At 48.4% G+C, this 18,673-nt stretch carries 21 protein-coding genes; 13 read left to right on the plus strand and 8 right to left on the minus strand.

Annotated features, from left to right (window positions below; translation table 11 throughout):
• Positions 1-3 precede the first annotated feature (3 nt).
• The 4 genes from fliD to P402_RS0104120 are packed head-to-tail and all read left to right on the plus strand — an operon-like array spanning position 4 to position 2,507.
• Positions 4-1,566 carry a flagellar filament capping protein FliD gene (gene fliD, locus P402_RS0104105; RefSeq protein ID WP_026827546.1) on the plus strand — a complete coding sequence of 521 codons (1,563 nt, stop codon included), beginning with the start codon at positions 4-6 and terminating at the stop codon, positions 1,564-1,566.
• A 12-nt stretch (positions 1,567-1,578) separates the two neighbouring features.
• Complete coding sequence (gene fliS, locus P402_RS0104110) at positions 1,579-1,950, plus strand: flagellar export chaperone FliS (protein ID WP_026827547.1); 372 nt, start codon at positions 1,579-1,581, stop codon at positions 1,948-1,950.
• Entirely contained in the window at positions 1,947-2,300 is a 354-nt protein-coding gene (locus tag P402_RS0104115) for a hypothetical protein (RefSeq protein ID WP_026827548.1), read from the plus strand. The genes fliS and P402_RS0104115 overlap by 4 nt, the downstream gene beginning before the upstream one ends.
• Positions 2,301-2,327: 27 nt before the next feature.
• The gene (locus tag P402_RS0104120) at positions 2,328-2,507 is read left to right on the plus strand and encodes a hypothetical protein (protein ID WP_026827549.1); all 180 of its coding nucleotides are present in this window, start codon (positions 2,328-2,330) and stop codon (positions 2,505-2,507) included.
• A gap of 34 nt (positions 2,508-2,541) precedes the next feature.
• On the opposite strand, the gene P402_RS0104125 is transcribed toward P402_RS0104120, so the two are convergent.
• The 8 genes from P402_RS0104125 to P402_RS0104160 form a co-directional block, all read right to left on the minus strand.
• Positions 2,542-4,296 (minus strand): GGDEF domain-containing protein, encoded by a 1,755-nt coding sequence (locus P402_RS0104125; protein ID WP_026827550.1) that lies wholly within the window; start codon positions 4,294-4,296, stop codon positions 2,542-2,544.
• A 101-nt stretch (positions 4,297-4,397) separates the two neighbouring features.
• On the minus strand, positions 4,398-5,066 hold the full coding sequence (locus tag P402_RS0104130) for a DUF2225 domain-containing protein (RefSeq protein WP_026827551.1): 669 nt from the start codon (positions 5,064-5,066) through the stop codon (positions 4,398-4,400).
• 23 nt (positions 5,067-5,089) lie between these two features.
• Entirely contained in the window at positions 5,090-5,530 is a 441-nt protein-coding gene (locus P402_RS0104135; RefSeq protein ID WP_026827552.1) for a YaaR family protein, read from the minus strand.
• Positions 5,531-5,556: 26 nt separating this feature from the next.
• The gene (locus tag P402_RS0104140) at positions 5,557-6,447 is read right to left on the minus strand and encodes a flagellin N-terminal helical domain-containing protein (protein ID WP_026827553.1); all 891 of its coding nucleotides are present in this window, start codon (positions 6,445-6,447) and stop codon (positions 5,557-5,559) included.
• Positions 6,447-6,839: a flagellar export chaperone FliS gene (locus P402_RS0104145; protein WP_026827554.1), complete on the minus strand. Its 393-nt coding sequence runs from the start codon at positions 6,837-6,839 to the stop codon at positions 6,447-6,449. The genes P402_RS0104140 and P402_RS0104145 overlap by 1 nt, the downstream gene beginning before the upstream one ends.
• Entirely contained in the window at positions 6,836-7,126 is a 291-nt protein-coding gene (locus tag P402_RS0104150) for an EscU/YscU/HrcU family type III secretion system export apparatus switch protein (protein ID WP_026827555.1), read from the minus strand. The genes P402_RS0104145 and P402_RS0104150 overlap by 4 nt, the downstream gene beginning before the upstream one ends.
• Positions 7,127-7,135: 9 nt before the next feature.
• Complete coding sequence (locus tag P402_RS0104155; RefSeq protein WP_026827556.1) at positions 7,136-9,055, minus strand: hypothetical protein; 1,920 nt, start codon at positions 9,053-9,055, stop codon at positions 7,136-7,138.
• 94 nt (positions 9,056-9,149) lie between these two features.
• Positions 9,150-9,656 carry a competence protein ComK gene (locus tag P402_RS0104160; RefSeq protein WP_026827557.1) on the minus strand — a complete coding sequence of 169 codons (507 nt, stop codon included), beginning with the start codon at positions 9,654-9,656 and terminating at the stop codon, positions 9,150-9,152.
• A 250-nt stretch (positions 9,657-9,906) separates the two neighbouring features.
• Between P402_RS0104160 and P402_RS0104165 the strand changes: the two genes are divergently transcribed.
• The 9 genes from P402_RS0104165 to ftsX all read left to right on the plus strand — a co-directional run bounded on the left by P402_RS0104165 (position 9,907) and on the right by ftsX (position 18,643).
• Positions 9,907-10,107, plus strand: coding sequence for a cold shock domain-containing protein (locus P402_RS0104165; protein WP_026827558.1), 201 nt, complete (start codon positions 9,907-9,909; stop codon positions 10,105-10,107).
• Between the two features lie 283 nt (positions 10,108-10,390).
• On the plus strand, positions 10,391-10,954 hold the full coding sequence (gene hpf / locus P402_RS0104170) for a ribosome hibernation-promoting factor, HPF/YfiA family (RefSeq protein WP_026827559.1): 564 nt from the start codon (positions 10,391-10,393) through the stop codon (positions 10,952-10,954).
• A gap of 217 nt (positions 10,955-11,171) precedes the next feature.
• Positions 11,172-13,691 (plus strand): preprotein translocase subunit SecA, encoded by a 2,520-nt coding sequence (gene secA / locus P402_RS0104175; protein WP_026827560.1) that lies wholly within the window; start codon positions 11,172-11,174, stop codon positions 13,689-13,691.
• 67 nt (positions 13,692-13,758) lie between these two features.
• A complete protein-coding gene (gene prfB, locus P402_RS0104180; RefSeq protein WP_026827561.1) occupies positions 13,759-14,859 on the plus strand; it encodes a peptide chain release factor 2 in 1,101 nt (366 codons plus the stop codon).
• Positions 14,860-14,925: 66 nt separating this feature from the next.
• Entirely contained in the window at positions 14,926-15,429 is a 504-nt protein-coding gene (locus P402_RS0104185) for a GNAT family N-acetyltransferase (RefSeq protein WP_026827562.1), read from the plus strand.
• A 101-nt stretch (positions 15,430-15,530) separates the two neighbouring features.
• The gene (locus P402_RS0104190) at positions 15,531-16,400 is read left to right on the plus strand and encodes a YitT family protein (RefSeq protein ID WP_026827563.1); all 870 of its coding nucleotides are present in this window, start codon (positions 15,531-15,533) and stop codon (positions 16,398-16,400) included.
• A 110-nt stretch (positions 16,401-16,510) separates the two neighbouring features.
• A complete protein-coding gene (gene cccB / locus P402_RS0104195) occupies positions 16,511-16,873 on the plus strand; it encodes a cytochrome c551 (protein WP_200868717.1) in 363 nt (120 codons plus the stop codon).
• Positions 16,874-17,067: 194 nt separating this feature from the next.
• Positions 17,068-17,754, plus strand: a complete 687-nt coding sequence (gene ftsE, locus P402_RS0104200) for a cell division ATP-binding protein FtsE (RefSeq protein ID WP_014971187.1) — start codon at positions 17,068-17,070, stop codon at positions 17,752-17,754.
• The gene (ftsX, locus tag P402_RS0104205; protein ID WP_012371286.1) at positions 17,744-18,643 is read left to right on the plus strand and encodes a permease-like cell division protein FtsX; all 900 of its coding nucleotides are present in this window, start codon (positions 17,744-17,746) and stop codon (positions 18,641-18,643) included. The genes ftsE and ftsX overlap by 11 nt, the downstream gene beginning before the upstream one ends.
• Positions 18,644-18,673: the final 30 nt, after the last annotated feature.

An 18,673-nucleotide genomic window follows, 5' to 3' on the forward strand; every position in this document is an offset into this window, starting at 1 on the left:
TGGATGGCAGGGATACGTCTTAGTGGTCTCGCAAGTGGGATCGATACAGAAACGATGATTAAACAATTGATGCAGGCAGAACGGGCACCGGTGGATCGTCTTTCACAAAAGAAACAAACATTAACCTGGCAACGTGACGCTTACCGCGAAATGAACCGTGGCTTACTTGATTTACGAACGGCAGCAAGTGATATGCTGTTATCGAAAAATTATACAGCGAAGACTGCGACAAGTTCGGATTCATCGAAAGTATCCGTGACAGCAAGTCCAGCAGCGACAGCTGGTAGTGTGACGATTGATAAGATTGGTCAGTTAGCATCAGCAGCATCCGTAACGATGATAACAACGGCAGGAAAATCATCAGATACAACGCTTGCTGACAGTGGGATGTTTACTGTGACAGATGGAAAAATCAATGTTCAAATCAATAGCTTTTCTGCTGACGGAAAAGCAATCAGTGAAACGATTTCGCTTGATGCGACGCAAAAATTGTCAGATTTAACATCAGCTATCAATGCTAAATCAAGTCTCGGAATGGGTGCTGTCTATAACGATATTACAGGTAAACTAGTTTTAACGAAGACAAGCACCGGAAAATTGAATCCAAGTGGGGCAGATATAACGATTCGTGATGCGAATGCCAATTCCGAGATTGTGAACTCCGAGTCACTGACGATGGGGCAGGACGGTAAAAATGCAAAGTATACGATTGGCGGTCAGGAACTCGAACAACGGACCAACACCTTTACGCAAAACGGTCTGACAATCACATTAAACGGGACAGCAACGACAGCTACGACCCTCAACACGAAACTCGATACGCAAGCGAACTTTGATTCGATTAAGAAGTTTGTCGATAAGTATAACGAGATGATTGATAAGATGAATAAAAAAGTTCGGGAAGAAAAGTATCGTGATTTCCAACCGTTGACGGATGCGCAGCGAAAGGAATTAAGTGAAGACGAAGTCAAGAAATGGGAAGAGAAAGCTATCAGTGGTGTCTTGAAAAATGATAGTTTCTTACGCGACGGAATGAACTCGTTCCGGAGTGCGATTTCTGCAAAAATCGACACAGGTTACTCATACACAGCTGACTCAAAAACGATTGAACTGAATTATATGTCGCAAATCGGTATCACCTCAACAAGTGATTTCCGCGATGGAGGAAAGTTAAAGCTGGATGAAACAAAACTGAAGAAAATGCTTGAGGAACAACCGGAAGGCGTTTATAAACTATTTACGACCGATGCACCGGAACCGACAAAAGATGCTCAAGGAAATCCAATTCCGGGTACAGCTGGACTTGACGGATTTGTTCGCCAAATCCAAGGATTCGCGACGACGATGCGAGATAAAATTTCGAAGGTCGCAGGACTTGATGGTTCTGTCTCGACGACTTACCGTCTCGGAAAATCCCTCGCCGATCTTGATAAGAGTATGCTGACGTGGGCAGATAAATTAACTAGCAAAGAGAATGCTTACTATCGTCGCTTTGCAGCGATGGAACAGGCGATGAGCCAAGCGAACAGCCAATCGGCAACACTCGCTTCATACTTAGGACAATAAGGAGGATTTCAGATGGCGAACCCATACGCAACGTACCAAACGAACTCGGTTACAACCGCTTTACCACAAGACTTAACGTTGATGTTGTATGAAGGACTAATTAAGTTCTCCATGCTCGCCAAGCGTGCAATCGAACAAGGATTGATTGAACAAAAAAACACGAACATTCAAAAAGCGCAGGCAATCATCCTTGAGCTTCAATTGACGCTTAATCAATCGATTGCCTTGTCAAAAGACTTAAATAACTTGTATGACTATATGCAAGGTCGTTTAATTGATGCCAACGTCAAGAATGACGTTGTGGCAATCGACGAAGTGATTAGTTTTGCGGAAGAATTCCGCGAAACGTGGAAAGAAGCGATGAAGCTCGCGCGTCAACGATGAGTCCGCTTGATCCGCTCCGTCTGAAGACAAAACATCTGATGGAACTGCTTGAGCAGACGCCGGACGAAGACGTTTATGACGAATGGTTACTGAAAATCCAGAACTTGTTGAACGAACGGGAAGCGTTCATCGCCGCTCATTCGAACTTACTGGCCGGTGCCAATCAAGCCGTCATTCAAGAGCTGGTTGCAGAAAGTCAAAAAATCGACTTGAAATTATCATCAGAAACCGCTAAATTAGGGGTACAAATCAATCAATTGCGTCAGACGAAAACGAGTCGGAAATCGTATATCGATCCGTACGAAGAAGTCGAAGGTAGTTTTTCACCGTATTTTGATTCTCGTCAGTAACTTTCTAGCCTTAGGGAGGGATTTCGCGTGCCAAAACGTGAAGACAAGAAACGAAAGGTCGTCAAACCATTTTACCGATCTGACGGCTCGTACGATCAGTTCATCGAACCGGATGTCGAGTCGGAATCCTGGGAAGAAGCCGAACGTCCGATTTCTGATTTACCGGATGCGTATGAAGAAGAAAAATATCGACGCGAGTCGTTGTAATGAAAGAGGACCTTCCACGGTGGAAGGTCCTCTTTCATTTAAACCGATAAGCGTTTTTTTCGTTTTGTTTGACGCTGTACATTGCTTCATCGGCCCGAATCAACAACAAGCTCGTCGTTGTCCCGTCGTCCGGATATCGGGCAATCCCGATTGACGGCGTGACAGACATTGCGCTGTCATTAAACCAAAACGGTTGATTCAGCTGAGTAATCAGTTCTTCGGTGTAAAGAATCGTACCTGCCTTTGAGCGCGGCAGGAAGACGATGAATTCGTCACCGCCAAGCCGGGCTGCGACCTCGTCGTCCCGCAGATGGAGCTGGAGGCGATTCGCTGTTTCTTGCAGAACATAGTCACCGGCGTCATGCCCATACGAGTCGTTGATTTGTTTGAAGCCGTCAAGATCAATGAACAGTAACGAACCGGCTGTAATCTGCGTGAGTCGCTCTTGCAGGAAATGTTCGAAATAACGACGATTTGGCAACCGGGTCAAGACATCATGATACCCAAGTCCTTCGAGCCACTGTTGTTGTTCGAGTGTCTCCGTGATATCGGCTAACAGAACGTAGATGTAATCCTGATCCGGTACCGGAATCAACGTCGTGTCATACGTGAGGGAATCATCTTGTAACAGTAACTTGCGACTCGACTCTAAACGCACGACTTCTTGTCGGAGTTGGTGTGACAGCCGTTCTGATAGTTGTCGACCGAATCGCTGGACTGCTGCCGGATTCATCGTCTGGAGTGTGCCTGTTCGATTGATTTGCAGAATCGGATCCGGATGATCGAGAAACAGGCGCCGGTATTCTTCTTTTCTTAATTCGAGGAGTGCGGTCTTTTCCTTGACGCGCTTTGCGAGATTAAGCTGGGCGACTTCATGTTCTTCGAGCAACTGCTGATTGAGTCGTTCTGAGAAATATTGTCGGATTAAAAATAACGAAAAGAGCAGTGTGATCGTCAAGATATAGACGATGTTCGGCACTTTGAAAAACGAGATCCAAACGAGTAAAAGTACCAGACTGATATACGGTAAATATGGCCGCGACAAGGTATATATGTATGTAATCGATGGTGGGACTTGCCGGAAATAGCGAATCAGCCCAAACAAGCTAAGCGGGTAGAACGGTAAAAAAAGCGCTGCGATGTCGAGTTGATTACGGATCAGAAACGTATAGTACCCGAAGTTCGTGAAACAAAATAAGGCAACGGCCTGAATCAGAATCCGATGTTGCGGCGCACCGCGTAAGCCAGTTGTATAGAGAATCAGAAAAAATAAAATAAGTGCCATGAAACAAAGTGCGTAGATTGTCATCGCAATCAATTCGACGGTAGTCCGGGCAAAGTCAGGGACGTACTGTAAAATCATCACATACCCAAAGACGAGCGACATGCCGAATAAAATAAAGCCATCGAGATAAAGCAACCGGTTTTGACGGAATGACGACCAGACGATCAAGCGGGCCAGTGTCATAGCAGTCAAGAGTAAAAAGAGCGTCAGCGTCATGTTTGCCAAGGCATCGGACCAGACAGGATGGAGACGGTTTGGTAACAGTGCCAACACAACGTTGAGGACAATGCCGAGCCAAAACAAGACAATCGCCAGCCCCATTCTGCGGTACGGATGATTGGATGGTTTTAAAAAATGAACAAACGCTGACGAGGCACAAAAACTTAAGCCGATTAAGGTGATGCTGCCGGCGATGGCAGGGGTCAACGTTTGGTCAAGCGTCAATGCTAGAACCAGATAGGTCACAAGTAAATAAAGAAGACTGATTGCATATGGTCTCGTCATGTGTCCACCTCTTTCCTCGATGTCTTATATATATGCATTTCGTCAACAGGAGAGAAAACCCCTGTTTCGTCCAACACATCTCAGACAAACAGGGGATGAAATCAAATGGTATGTTGTTCACGGTACAATTCCCAGTGCTCGCGGGCTTCCTTTTTAATTCGATCAGAAACAGTTTTACTTTGGAAAATGAGACTGTACCATTGTTTGGCGTTATCTGTATCGCCTAGCGTTGCATACAAATCACTGATTCGTAAAAGTAAGACATCGTGAGGAATGCCCGTTCGGACTGCATCCGTATAGTTTAAGTAAATGGTTTCGTATTTTTGGACAGATCGCATCGTCCAAGAAAGTTCTTGCTCCAAATCTTCCAGCAACCGATACATCCAGGAAATTCGAATGCCAAGCATCGCTTGGATGCTGTCTTTTTGTAACGTGATTTGTGCCATATACAAGCATAGTTTGTATAGATACAGTACTTGTTTCGCAGAACGTTCTGTTGCAGAGAAAGGTAAGACCGGAAGCGTTGATAAGATATCCGTTTCCAGTAGAATCCGGACATCAGGCCGTAGTTTTTCAAACGCTTCATGGAAAATGAAACGACAGTGGCTACATTGGATAGGTTCGTAAAAATAGACGTTAGGTCCCTGATAATGAATGAAACCATCCATATCGGTGTGTTCGACACGAATATGGCGGCTCAAGACACGTTTCGTCTCCGTTTCTTTGAGACAGTAGGGGCAACGGCATTTTTTAAGATAAAGATCAGGCATGATACGTGCTCCTCAAGATAAATTTAGACAAAAACGTTGACGAGCATTCCTTTGATTTCACCGATTTGGTCGAGAATCTCCAATCGGCGTGATTCGCCGGAAATGACGTTGTCGGTCAGTTGCAACAACTTCGCATCGACTTGTTCGACGACCTTGTAGATTTTCGTTCGTCCACGGCGGTTGAAGCCACGTTTTTCTTCGAGTTGTTGCGACTGATCGAGGGCATCTTTTAAGAAGTCCTTGATTTTTTCTTTATAGTCTTCGAGATGTTCAATCGTTTGACTTTCTGCCAGTAACTGACCGTGCTCTTCGACGAGCAGCAACTTTTGTTGGAGACGTTCGTAGCCTTTATGCTCACGTTTATCTTGCATCAAAGCTGAAAACGTCGTCGACGCTTCGACCTCACGTGGTCCGCTCTTAGGTGTCTGAAGGCGGCTTGTTTCTTGAATGCGCCGGATGTCCATCGTTGATTCCTCCTTTGGTTAGTTGATTAGTTGAGTAGTTGTAAGACACCTTGCGGTAAGGCATTGGCCTGGGCGATCATTGCCATACCCGATTGATTCAGGATATTGTACTTCGCATACTCCATCATCTCACGCGCCATATCGGTATCACGAATCCGTGACTCGGACGCCGTCAGGTTTTCTTTACTGACACTGAGGACAGATGATGTTGCTTCGAACCGGTTTTGGATTGCTCCGAGTTTTGCCCGTTGCTGGGAAATCGTATCGATTGCTTGTGTATAAAGGCTGATAGCCTGATCGGCATCGCTGCCTGTCATGACACTGAGCGCGTATTCCGGTGTTGTATTGACGCTTGGGTAATCCAGTTCCAGGGCGTCGGCATTCGGTTTGACGGTCGTACTGATTCCGATATTCAGTCCCCGCATATCATCGATTGTCAAGGCAATGCCTTCATTCGCACCGGCGTTTGTCTGGATGAAGACAGCATTGTCTTTTCCGTATGCACCTGTCAGTAATTTTTTGCCGTTGAACTGGGTTGTCTCAGCAATCCGTGAGACTTCATTCGTCAACTGGTTGATTTCTTCCTGAATCGCGGTCCGGTCTTCTGTCGCGAGTGTGCTATTACCGGCTTGAACGGCCAGTTCGCGCATCCGTTGCAACAGGTTATGTGTTTCGCCGAGTCCACCTTCGACCGTCTGGACCATTGAAATTCCGTCGAGGACGTTCTGTTCCGCTTTATCGAGCGCTTTGAGTCGATTGCGCATCTTTTCCGAAATAGCAAGACCGGCTGCATCGTCAGCACCACGGTTGATTTTTTGGCCACTCGATAATTTATCCATCGTCGTCTTGACGTTCATCTGATTGGCACTTAAGTTTCGGTAGGCTTTTAAAGCCTGTACGTTGTTTGAAATCCGCATTAATAGTCCATCCCTTCGTAACGCTCATGGTGTGCCGCCCGGACGAGGGGACGGTCTTTTTTCAGACTGGCCGCTTGCCAGGTGATTAACAGTTCTTCCGTCAGCTGTAACACTTCGTCTAGGCGTGTCGGCTCGACGTAAGCCTGTAATGTCTGTTCCGCTAAGTAATAATACAATTGATCGAGTTGCGCTGTGATGATGCCGCCTTCGTCGTTCAAACCGGCCTGCAGTTTTTCAAGCAGCTGGTAGGCTTTTTGCAGACGGACGTTGACAGCATCGAACCGTCGCTCGTCGCGACCGGTAATTGCCTGTTCATATTGAAAGACGAGGCCTTTTAACATCGTCTCCGTCAATTGTTGGGGTGTCATCTGGTACAGTTCCTGTTCGGTCATGAGTTCCGTCCTTTCGCGTGATCGAGTTCTTCAATCAACAGTAACAATTCGGCCATTACATCATACAGTTGAGGGGGAATTGCCGTTCCGAGATCAAGGTCGAGCAGGTGACCGAGCAACGACGTGTCCTGTTCAATCGCGACGCCGCTTGCACGGGCTTCCTGTAAAATCCGGTCGGCTGCGGTACCCGTTGCCCGGGCGACGACGATCGGGGCATTGCCCGACGCTTCATCGTACCGGAGGACGGCAGCTGATTTCCGGTGTTTTAAATCAATTTTCTGATACATAGGGCCTCCTTAAATCCGGTAGTCGTAACCGGTCGGTGTCTCGTCCGGTTTGACGGTTTCTGGTGTCGTGTGATCTTTCGTAAAGGCATCGAAGCGGATGCGGACGTCCTGATAACCGGTCGCCTGCAGGGCTTCCGTCGTCCGTTCAAGGAACGGTGTTGCCAGACGCTCAAGGAGCGGGAAATCATTTTCAATCGTAATCTGCATCTTCCGGTTAACGGTCTCGACACGAACGCCGATGTCGCCGAGCCGTGGTGTCTCGAGTTGGACATATAACGTATTGTTTTCCCAGTCGATCACTTCATCCGGGCGTTTATTTTGTAGGTGGACGTGCAGTCCGGCCGTCCCTTCGACGAGCTGGACGGGCAGGGCGAGCAACAGTTGCTGTAACTGCTGGTTGTTGTCCGGTTTATTGACCTGCTGCTGCGTGTTCAGGAACGTCTGCAGTTTCGCTGCTTCCGGATTCGCTGCCGGTGTCGCGAGTTTCAATTCCGCCGTCTGCAACTGGAGCGTTTTTTGAACCGTCTCCTGTAAAACCCGTGGACTGTTTTGTCCTGGTTCATAGGGAATCGGTCGTTGGGCTGTCGTCGCCTGTAGTGTCTGTGCTTGCGGTTGTAATGGCTGCTGTGTGCCTGGAGCAGCCGGCCGTAAGCCCGGATTCAATTCCGGCAAGTACGCTGTCCGGACATTCGCCGGGGCATAGCGGAACGCTTCGAGTGCCAGGCGGACATCCTGGACGACGGCCTTGGCTTCTGCGCCGCGTCCAAGCAGGGCGAGTTCCGTTCCCCGTTCGAGTTTCGATAACAGTTGAATCAGTTGTTTTTCATCACGCATGCTTGTATGTAACATCGCATCTGTCTGTTGGAACGTTTGCCGCAGCCGGTTCGCCGTACTTTCGATGACTTGCGCCATCTGGAGCGGACGTTCCTCGACGAGCGGTTCGATTTGCCGCAGTTGCGAGATGATCGTTCGCTGTTGGCTCCGGAAATCATTTGTCACTTCAGCAAGCCGGGGTGTCACTTCAGCGATGACTGTCAGATTCGACCGGACAGGTGCAGCGGACAGAACGTTTTTTTCCGCCGGCGCTGCTTGTGCTTGCGCAATGACAGCGGTCAGTTGTTCAAGTTTGCTTGGCGCTGGTCGTTCCGTCAGCACGGGGCGTTCACTTGGGAAATAAGACTGCAACTGCTCTCGGACTTCTCGCAGTTCACCGCGGTCGATCCGGCCGAGGATATCCGGTCGGACGTCTGCTGGAACATGCGCCGCAATCTGCCGGAGGGCGACCGGTGTCGCTTGATCGATGTCGTGATGCGTCGGAAGTGTCGCGCGGGCGACGTCGAGTGCAATGACGTTGCTGAGCGTCGGTTTCTCGATCACCGCTTGACGTTCCGGTAAAATGTCCACCAACGCATCGGTTGCGCCGAGCAACTGGGCAATCAGGACGTCGGCGTCGGCCGGCAGCGCACTGTCGGACGGACGTGTCACGAGCTGAAGAACAAGGTCTTTATACGTTCCTTGCAGGGCAGCGACGAGTCGGGCGACCGTTTCCGGTGTCTGCGGCAGTTGCCCCGTCGCAAGCAGTCGGGCGACGGCTTGTTTTAATTCCGGTGGGAGATCATCGAGTAAGGTCGCATCGACACCAGATGAATCCTGTTTGGTCGTTCCGGTCACCGGGACATCAGGATCGGTCTGTTCCGTCACCTGTTCAATCAGGTAACCTTCTGTCGTTTGGCCTTTGACCTGGAATTGAAAGGTACCTTCCGGGACGTCACCTGTGAAGGTCATCTCGACCTTCTCGCGGCCGACCTGGACGAGGGCCGTATTCGGACCTGTCTTTTCAAGGACTGTCCCGCTGTATGTTTTAGTCTCCGATAAGGTGGTCGTGGGGGTGGAACGGGTCGGACTCGTTGGATTCATCTGGATATTCATCGATGAACCTCCTTTCTTGAAAAATTCTTCATCTTATTATATATCGGCACAAACAAAAAAGGATTGAGCGAAATCATCGCCCAACCCATTTTTTTTAAGATTTAATTGCATTAAAGCGGTCCTCTAATGTCATCGCGTTTAATTGCTGGTAACGAGCCATCAGCTCGCCGGTTGCTTTCATTTGGTTGCGGACGATGTAAGGAGAGGCGTTTACGGGAAGGATCATGCCGTTACGAGTTTTGAGTTTCGTCTGTCCGTCTTCCTCGATGACTTCGGACATATGACTCCAGGCATACCACTCGCAATCATCACGTTTTGGTGATTTGGTAGGGAAAAAGACAAGACCAAGTGTCGGTTCGATGACGACCGGAACTTTTCCTTTCACGGAAGCGACACGTTTAGCGGTGACAATCCGTTCCTCGATGGAACTGTTGTACTGTCTGCAGGATAACTGCAGGAGTTGATACGGACGAAGCGGCGTCATGATCGTTGACCCGTCTTCTAAGACGATGATGGATTGTTTCATCATGTCATAACAGGGCAAAATCGCAACGGTCCGTTTCGTGATTCGATACTTTTCGTCATTATGGAATGGTCGCATTCGACTGCATCCTCCTTAGATAGGACAATGGATAAAATAGGTAATTACTAACGATATAATACAATACTACACCTGTAATGACAATGTAATTTTTTGAAATATAGAGAAATAAGTGGCTTCATTCGGTTTGATTTGATATTGAATTCAAATTAATCAGAATTTTTAATTGTCAATAATTGCTTCTTTTGCTAGTATAGATGGTAGAGAGCTTGCTCTCGCTATCCAGTTTGCGAAGGGAACGTGAATTCGAATGGAACAAGGTAAAGTAAAATGGTTTAATGCTGAAAAAGGTTACGGCTTCATCGAGACATCGGATGCAAAAGACGTCTTCGTCCACTTCTCGGCAATTCAAGCAGAAGGCTACAAATCACTTGAAGAAGGCGAAGAAGTAGAGTTCGAAATCGTCGATGGCGATCGTGGTCCTCAAGCAGCAAACGTCTCGAAACTGTAATCCCGTTAGCAGCCGCCACCGTTTTTAGGAATCCCCTAAAAGCGGTTTTTTTGTTTCATCTCAATTTGTTAAGGGTATATACGCTAATATCAACATGCAATAACTATTATAGTACGCTAAGATTCAAGGCAGATGTTCAACAGAATGTCATCGTTTTCATTTCCTTGTATGGCTTATCGTGGTATAATAATTACGAACCAAAAGAATTTTGAATCTTCAGAAGGAAACGACTGAAACGATGACGAATTCATAGGTTCAACCGGTTACTTAAGGAGGAGTTTACATGATCTACAACATTCGCGGTGAAAACTTGGACGTCACAGATGCTCTCAAGGACTACGTCGAGAAAAAGCTTGAAAAGTTAACTCGTTATTTTACAACTCCTACGGAAGCGCAGACGGCTTATGTCAATCTCAAAGTCAACAATGAGAAACAAAAAGTCGAAGTGACGATTCCAATGCCAAACCTCTTGCTTCGCGCAGAGGATGTCAATGGCGATATGTACGCAGCCATCGACCTCGTCGTCGATAAGCTCGAACGTCAAATCCGGAAACATAAAACGAAGATCAACCGGAGAGGCCGTGCCAAAGAAGGCGGTATTGGGGAGTACTTCAAAACGCTCGAAGGACCGGAGGCAGAAGCACCTGTCTACGAAGAGGATGAAGCGGAACTCGAACTTGTTCGGACAAAACGTTTCACACTCAAGCCGATGGATACGGAAGAAGCGATTCTTCAAATGGACATGCTCGGTCACACGTTCTTCGTCTTCTCAGACGCTGAAACGGGTAACACGAACGTCGTCTACCGTCGAAAAGATGGCCGTTACGGCTTGATTGAACCAGAATAATGAATCTACAGAGGACTTACTCCACGGAGTAAGTCCTCTTTTGGTATGATAAAAAACTATTCATGAATAGAAGTAGTCTCAGACTAAAGTTGGATTTCCCGTGACCCGGATGGTCCGCGTGTTGAAATTTGACGGCGTATTCGGTACACTGAATAAAGGAAAAATCTCGGAATTCTGTTCGTTTTAAGAATCGTTCGAAGTAAGGGGACTGTAAGGCATGGCTAATTTTCTAAAAGAGTTATTCGCACCGACAAAACGTGTTCTGAAAAAAGCAGAAAAAGCGGCGGATGCCGTTGAATCATTTGAGGCACAAGTGGCTGCCTTATCGGATCAAGAATTAGAAGGAAAAGCGGTCGAATTCCGGACTCGTCTTGAGAACGGGGAAGACCTCGATGATATTTTACCGGAAGCTTTTGCGGTCTGTCGTGAAGTGTCAACACGTGTCCTCGGGATGCGTCATTACCGTGTCCAGCTGATTGGCGGATACGTCCTGCACAACGGCGATATCGCTGAAATGAAGACCGGGGAAGGGAAAACGCTTGTTGCGACACTTCCTGTCTATTTGAATGCCCTCGCCGGAAACGGCGTCCACGTCATCACCGTCAACGAATATTTGGCGAAACGTGACCGGGACATCATGGAACCACTTTATGCAGCACTCGGTTTATCAGTTGGTCTGAACTTGTCGAGCATGTCGCGCCAAGAGAAACAAGCGGCCTACAACTGTGACATCACATACGGAACGAACAATGAATTTGGATTTGATTACTTGCGTGACAACATGGTCCTCTATAAAGAAGACCGCGTGCAACGTCCGCTGTCCTTTGCTGTCGTCGATGAAGTCGACTCGATTCTTGTCGATGAAGCGCGGACACCGCTAATCATTTCCGGTTCTGCCGAAAAATCAACAGCACTCTATTCGCAGGCAGATATGTTCGCGAAGATGATGAAAGCAGATGAAGACTATACCGTCGACATCAAAACGAAAAGTGTTTTACTGACGGAACAGGGCATCGACCGTGCTGAAAAATATTTCGGCATCGATAACTTGTTCGCGCTCGATCATATCGCTTTGAACCATCACTTGAGTCTTGCGCTCCGTGCGAATTCAGTCATGCACCGGGACGTCGATTACATGATTCGTGAAGACGAAGTCATGATCATCGATCAGTTCACGGGACGTGTCATGGAAGGTCGCCGTTATTCGGAAGGGCTGCACCAGGCGATTGAAGCGAAGGAAGGCGTCGAGATTCAACGTGAATCAATGACGCTTGCGACGATCACGTACCAAAACTTCTTCCGGATGTACACGAAGCTTGCCGGCATGACCGGGACAGCGAAAACCGAGGAAGAAGAGTTCCGTAACATCTATAACATGCATGTCGTACCGGTTCCGACGAACAAACCAATCGTCCGGGACGATCAGCCGGACTTGATCTTCAAGACGATGAACGGGAAATTTGCGGCAGTCGCGGACGAAATCGAACGTGCCCACCGCGAAGGACAACCGGTCCTTGTCGGTACAGTGGCGGTCGAGACGTCTGAACTCCTCAGCAGTATTCTTAAGAAACGCGGCATCCGCCACGAAGTCTTGAATGCGAAAAACCATGCGCGGGAAGCGGAAATCGTTGAGAATGCGGGACAACCGAACGCGGTAACGATTGCAACGAACATGGCCGGTCGTGGTACCGACATCAAGCTGGGACAAGGGGTCATCGAAAAAGGTGGTCTTTACATCCTCGGGACAGAACGTCACGAATCCCGCCGGATCGATAATCAGCTCCGTGGTCGTGCCGGACGTCAAGGGGATCCAGGGGCATCGCAGTTCTATCTGTCACTTGAAGATGAATTGATGCGCCGTTTCGGATCGGATTCCCTGCAATCGATGATGGATCGTCTCGGAATGGATGATTCCCAACCAATCGAAAGCCGGATGGTCTCACGGGCCGTTGAATCGGCACAAAAACGGGTCGAAGGAAATAACTTCGATGCCCGGAAACAGGTTCTCGGATATGATAACGTCATGGCGGACCAACGGAAAGTCATGTACGCGGACCGGGCTGCGATTCTTGATGCCCAGTCGGTTTCAAATATCGTCCGTCCGATGATCGAACAGACGATTGAAGCCGGTGTCCATCAGTACACGCCAATCGAGTTCGTTCCGGAAGAGTGGAGCATTGGTGCATTAGCGGAATGGGCCAACCAAACGCTTGCGCTCGAAGAAAAAGTGTCGGAACAGGATCTGTTCGGTAAGGAACGCGAAGAAATCATCGAACTGTTAAAAGAACGGACTTTTGCCCATTACGAGCACAAACGCTCGGAAGTACCGGCTGAAGCGTTTGACGAGTTCGAGAAAGTCATCGTTCTCCGCGCCGTCGACCAGCACTGGATGAACCATATCGATCAGATGGATCAATTGCGTGAAGGGATTCATTTACGTGCCTACGGTCAAAACGATCCACTTCGTGAGTATCAATCGGAAGGTTCGCTGATGTTTGACACGATGAACGCAGCGATTGCGGAAGAAGTGACACAGTTCGTTCTCCGTGCGGATCTTGATCCGAACCTGAAACGCGAGAAAGTCGTCAAAGATGAAGTCGCGGTTTCCGGAAAAGAGGACAAGGTCGTCAAAAAAGCGCCGGTCCGCAAAAATCCAAATGAACAAATCGGACGTAACGACCCATGTTGGTGCGGATCCGGTAAAAAATATAAGAACTGTCACGGCCGTCAGGCATAAGTGACGAAGCGGCTGAAAGAGGCGGGAGATTCCTGCCTCTTTTGACGGAAAGAGAAGGTGGAACACAATGGAATTAGCAGAAATACGCAATACCGCCGAGTGGATGGAAAAGAAACTCGCTGAATACAAAGCATCGCTCGATCTCGAGAACAAAATCTCACGCATTGAGGAGCTTGAAAATGAGATGACGTATCCGGACTTCTGGAACAATCAGGAGTCGGCTCAAAAGGTCATCGACGAATCAAACGGTCTGAAAGCGATGGTCGATAAATACCAGCACCTCGCAGACGGTCACGAAAACATCGTTTTGACGTACGAATTGATTAAAGAAGAGCCGGACGTCGAATTGCAGGAAGAACTGGAGTCGGAACTCGGCGACATCAAAAAGAAATTTGACGAGTTCGAATTGCAAATCCTGTTGAACGGCGAATACGATGCGAACAACGCGATTCTCGAATTACACCCGGGAGCAGGCGGAACCGAGTCACAAGACTGGGCATCGATGTTACTCCGGATGTACCAGCGTTTCTGCGACAAGCAAGGCTGGAAAGTCGAAACGATGGACTATCAGCCGGGTGACGAAGCCGGTGTCAAATCGGTCACACTCCGTATCCAAGGGCACAATGCCTATGGGTATTTAAAAGCGGAAAAAGGAATTCACCGTCTTGTCCGGATTTCACCGTTTGATTCGTCAGGCCGTCGCCATACGTCGTTCGTCTCATGTGACGTCATGCCGGAATTCAACGATGACATCGATATCGATATCCGGACGGAAGACTTGCGTGTCGATACGTACCGGGCATCCGGTGCCGGTGGACAGCACATCAATACGACGGACTCTGCCGTTCGGATCACCCACATTCCGACAGGCGTCGTCGTCTCATGTCAGCAGGAACGGTCGCAAATCAAGAACCGTGAAGCGGCAATGAAGATGTTGAAAGCAAAACTCTACCAACGTGAAATCGAAGAGAAACAAAAGAAACTCGACGAAATCCGCGGCGAAAAATCAGACATCGCCTGGGGTAGCCAAATCCGTTCGTACGTCTTCCACCCATACAGCATGGTTAAGGATCACCGGACGAACTACGAAGTCGGGAATACGCAAGGCGCAATGGATGGAGACATCATGGGCTTCATCGATGCGTACCTGCGCTTAATGAATATGTAAGTTTATATCCCGCCGGCCTTTGTGTCGGCGGTTTTTTTCTACCAATCGATTCAGGAGGCAAAACAGATGCAGATTCGTACAGAAATATTCAAAGATGCCGCGGGAATTCGGCTCGTCCATCAAGCCGCGTTTGGCCAGCGGACAGAAGCCGATCTCGTCGAAGCGTTACGGGAAGCCGAGGAGTCGCTCCCGCACTATAGCCGCGTCGCTGTAACGGACAAGGGAGAGATTGTCGGTCATGTCTTACTGAGCCGGATTTACATCGAAGACATCCCGTCGCTCGCACTCGCTCCGGTCGGTGTCAAACCGCACTGGCAACGGAAAGGCATCGGCTCGGAACTGATCCGTCAAGTGATTGAAGATGCCCGGGAAGCCGGTGAAGCGCATATCGTCGTCCTCGGTCATGACAGTTATTATCCGCAGTTCGGATTCGAGCGGGCTGTCGATTACGGAATCGAAGCCCCGTTCCCGGTTCCGACGGATGTCTTTCTCGTCATGCCGCTCGAGCGGCAGGCCTTAAAAGGGATTCGTGGTGTCGTCCGGTACTCAAAACCCTTTAGTGCGGTATAAGAGAACCACTGCGAGTTGTTCAGCCCTTCTAGTCGCTCATCTGTTTTTCCGCTAAAATGAAAAACGGGTTGTAGAACTTATGTAAGGGGAAATGTAACGTTATGACATCAACACGTCAGGAAGTCGTTCGCGACTATATCTATTTACTACTCGGTTCGGTGTTCGTCGCCAGTGCCTTCAGTTTATTTTTGGCCCCGAACCAGTTGGCCTCCGGAGGCGTCAGCGGTCTGTCGATCGTCTTGAACGATCTGTTCGGGATTTCACCGGGCTTGTTTCAATTAATCGCCAACATCGTCCTGCTTGCGATCGGCTGGATGATTCTCGGGATGGGCTTTGGCGTCAAATCGCTTGTCGGCTCGATCTTTTTACCGGTCGTCATCTTAGTCTATGAACGGTTTGAAGTGCCGGCAGCGACGATGAATCCGATGCTCGCCGCGATCTTCGGCGGAGCCGGTGTCGGAATCGGTCTCGGTCTGATTTTTAAAGCCCGCGCCTCGACCGGCGGGATGGACTTGATTGCCCAGATTCTGCATCGCTTCACCAAAATTCCGCTTCATCTGTGTATCGCCATGCTCGACGGAACGATCGTCATCAGTGCCGCCATCATCTTCTCGCTTGAGATTGGTCTGTATGCCCTTGTCGCCTTGTTCATTACGATCAAGATGATTGATGTCGTCCAGCTCGGCATCACGAACGACAAACTGGCGTATATCATCTCGGATCAACGGGAAGCGCTCGTCAAAGAGATTTTCCAGACGCTTGACCGGGGAGCGACGGAAATCGAAGCTGCCGGTGCCTTTACACGGACGCGGAAACCGATGTTAATGGTCGTCGTCCGGCAAGGGGAAATCACGACATTAAAGGAAATCGTCAAGCACATTGATCCGACAGCCTTTTTGGTCGTCAGTGAAGCCCATGAAGTGTTAGGGCTTGGTTTCTCGGACGATAAACGGTACCGGAATGTGCCGTAAACGTTAGTCATTCGTGAAGTTTTTGTGAAATCACGCTTAGAAAGTACGAATAACGGTTATACTCTAGTAGATAACACTGTGGTTTTGTACTTAACTAAGGGGGAATCCGGATGAAACTGAAAAATCTTTTACTCGCAGCAGGACTCGGTGCGACACTCGTACTCGGCGCATGTGGCAGTGACGATTCAAGTTCGTCAGATACATCAAAAGACGAATCGACGATGAGTGATGATTCGTCAAAAACAGAAACAGCGGTTGATGCTGAAAAAATCTTTGCCAACAACTGTGCTTCGTGTCACGGGAAGAATCTCGAAGGTAACGTCGGACCAAACTTGACGAAAGTCGGGGCCAAGTTATCATCGGAAGAAATCCAAAAAATCATTAAAAACGGTAACGGACAAATGCCAGCCGGCATCCTGAAAGACGATAAAGAAATCGTCGCCGTTGCGGATTGGTTAGCTGACAAAAAATAATTATGTGATAGTATGGGGCTAGAGATGACGAACATGACAAGTGTTCGCCGTCCGGCCCCCTTTTTTTATCTAAATCAGCCGGAAATGACATTTGATTGTAATGTGCTTAAAAAATGTTGCCTGTTATAATGGTGTTCGGTAGGCGTTAAGACCTATCTGATCACCATCAGTAATCAAGTAAGGATGTGAAGCAAGTGATCAAGATGCAACAAGTCAGCAAGATTTATCCGAACGGTGTCACGGCACTTCGTGAAGTCAATTTGACGATCAACCAAGGCGAATTCGTCTACATCGTTGGTCCATCCGGAGCCGGAAAATCGACATTCATGAAAATGATGTATCGCGAAGAACGGCCGACAAGCGGTTCGTTTTTATTTAAAGGAATTGAAGTAGGCAAGTTGAAAAACCGCCAGATCCCCGAACTTCGTCGCCAAATCGGCGTCATCTTCCAAGACTTTAAACTACTCCCGTCCTTGACGGTTTATGAAAACGTCGCGTTCGCCCTTGAAGTCGTCGGGGAAGACCGCTCGCAAATCCGTAAGAAAGTGCTTGAAGTACTCGATCTCGTGAAGTTGAAGCACAAGGAACGTAACTATCCTGATGAACTATCCGGTGGAGAACAACAACGGATCTCGATTGCGAGAGCCATTGTCAATCGTCCGTCACTCGTCATCGCTGATGAGCCGACAGGAAACCTCGACCCGGATACGGCATGGGAGATCATGGAAGTGTTTGAAGAGATTTATCGCCGTGGGACAACGGTCGTAATGGCGACCCACAACCGAGATATCGTCAATAAGATGCGTCATCGCGTCCTCGCAATTGACGGTGGAAAAATCGTCCGAGACGAAGAGAAAGGAATGTACGGCTATGAAGTTTAATGGATTCCGTCATTTACGGGAAGGGGCAAAAGGTCTCGTCCGAAACGGCTGGATGACATTCGCTTCCGTCAGTGCCGTTACCGTGACCTTATTACTCGTAGGGATTTTTGCGATGGTCATGTTCAACGTCAACAAGATTTCCGATAACGTCGAAAAAGACGTCGAAATTCAAGTATTCGTCGAACGAGAGTCCGATCAGGCAAAAATCGATGCAGTTGGAAAAAAATTAGAACAGATGCCGGGTGTTGAATCTGTTCGTTACAGCTCAAAAGAAGAAGAACTGGACCGCTTCAAGGAACAGCTTGGCGAAGGATCACAAGCGTATCAGTCGGTTGAGAAGGATAATCCGCTCCACGACCGGTATATCGTCAAGGCAACTTCACCAAATGAGACAGAAACTATTGCAAATACAGTCAAAAAAATGGAAAATATAGATAGTGTCGAATATGGCGAAGATTATGTTGAGAAGATGTTCAACTTCCTTGAAGGGGTTCGGATCGGCGGAATCATCCTGATTGTCGGTTTGACATTCATGGCAATGTTCCTCATCTCGAATACGATCAAGGTCACGATTTTCTCACGTCGCCGTGAGATTGAAATCATGAGACTCGTCGGTGCGAAAAACGGCTTCATCCGTGCACCGTTCTTCATCGAAGGATTATTGATGGGGGTACTCGGGGCACTGATTCCGATTGCCGTCGTCTACTTCGGATACGAAGTGACGTACAATGCATTGCAACCGCAGCTCGTGTCCTTGAATGCCTCGATCTTCACCTTGATTCCACCGGGTGAACTGTCGATTCAGGTTTCTGTCATCCTGCTTGCACTTGGTGCTTTCATCGGTGTGTGGGGATCAACGACGTCACTTGGCCGCTTCTTGAAGATATAACGACTTAAAATCAAATAAAAGATAGAGGAG

The sequence above is a fragment of the Exiguobacterium sibiricum 7-3 genome (assembly GCF_000620865.1).
Lineage (GTDB): Bacteria > Bacillota > Bacilli > Exiguobacteriales > Exiguobacteriaceae > Exiguobacterium_A > Exiguobacterium_A sibiricum_A.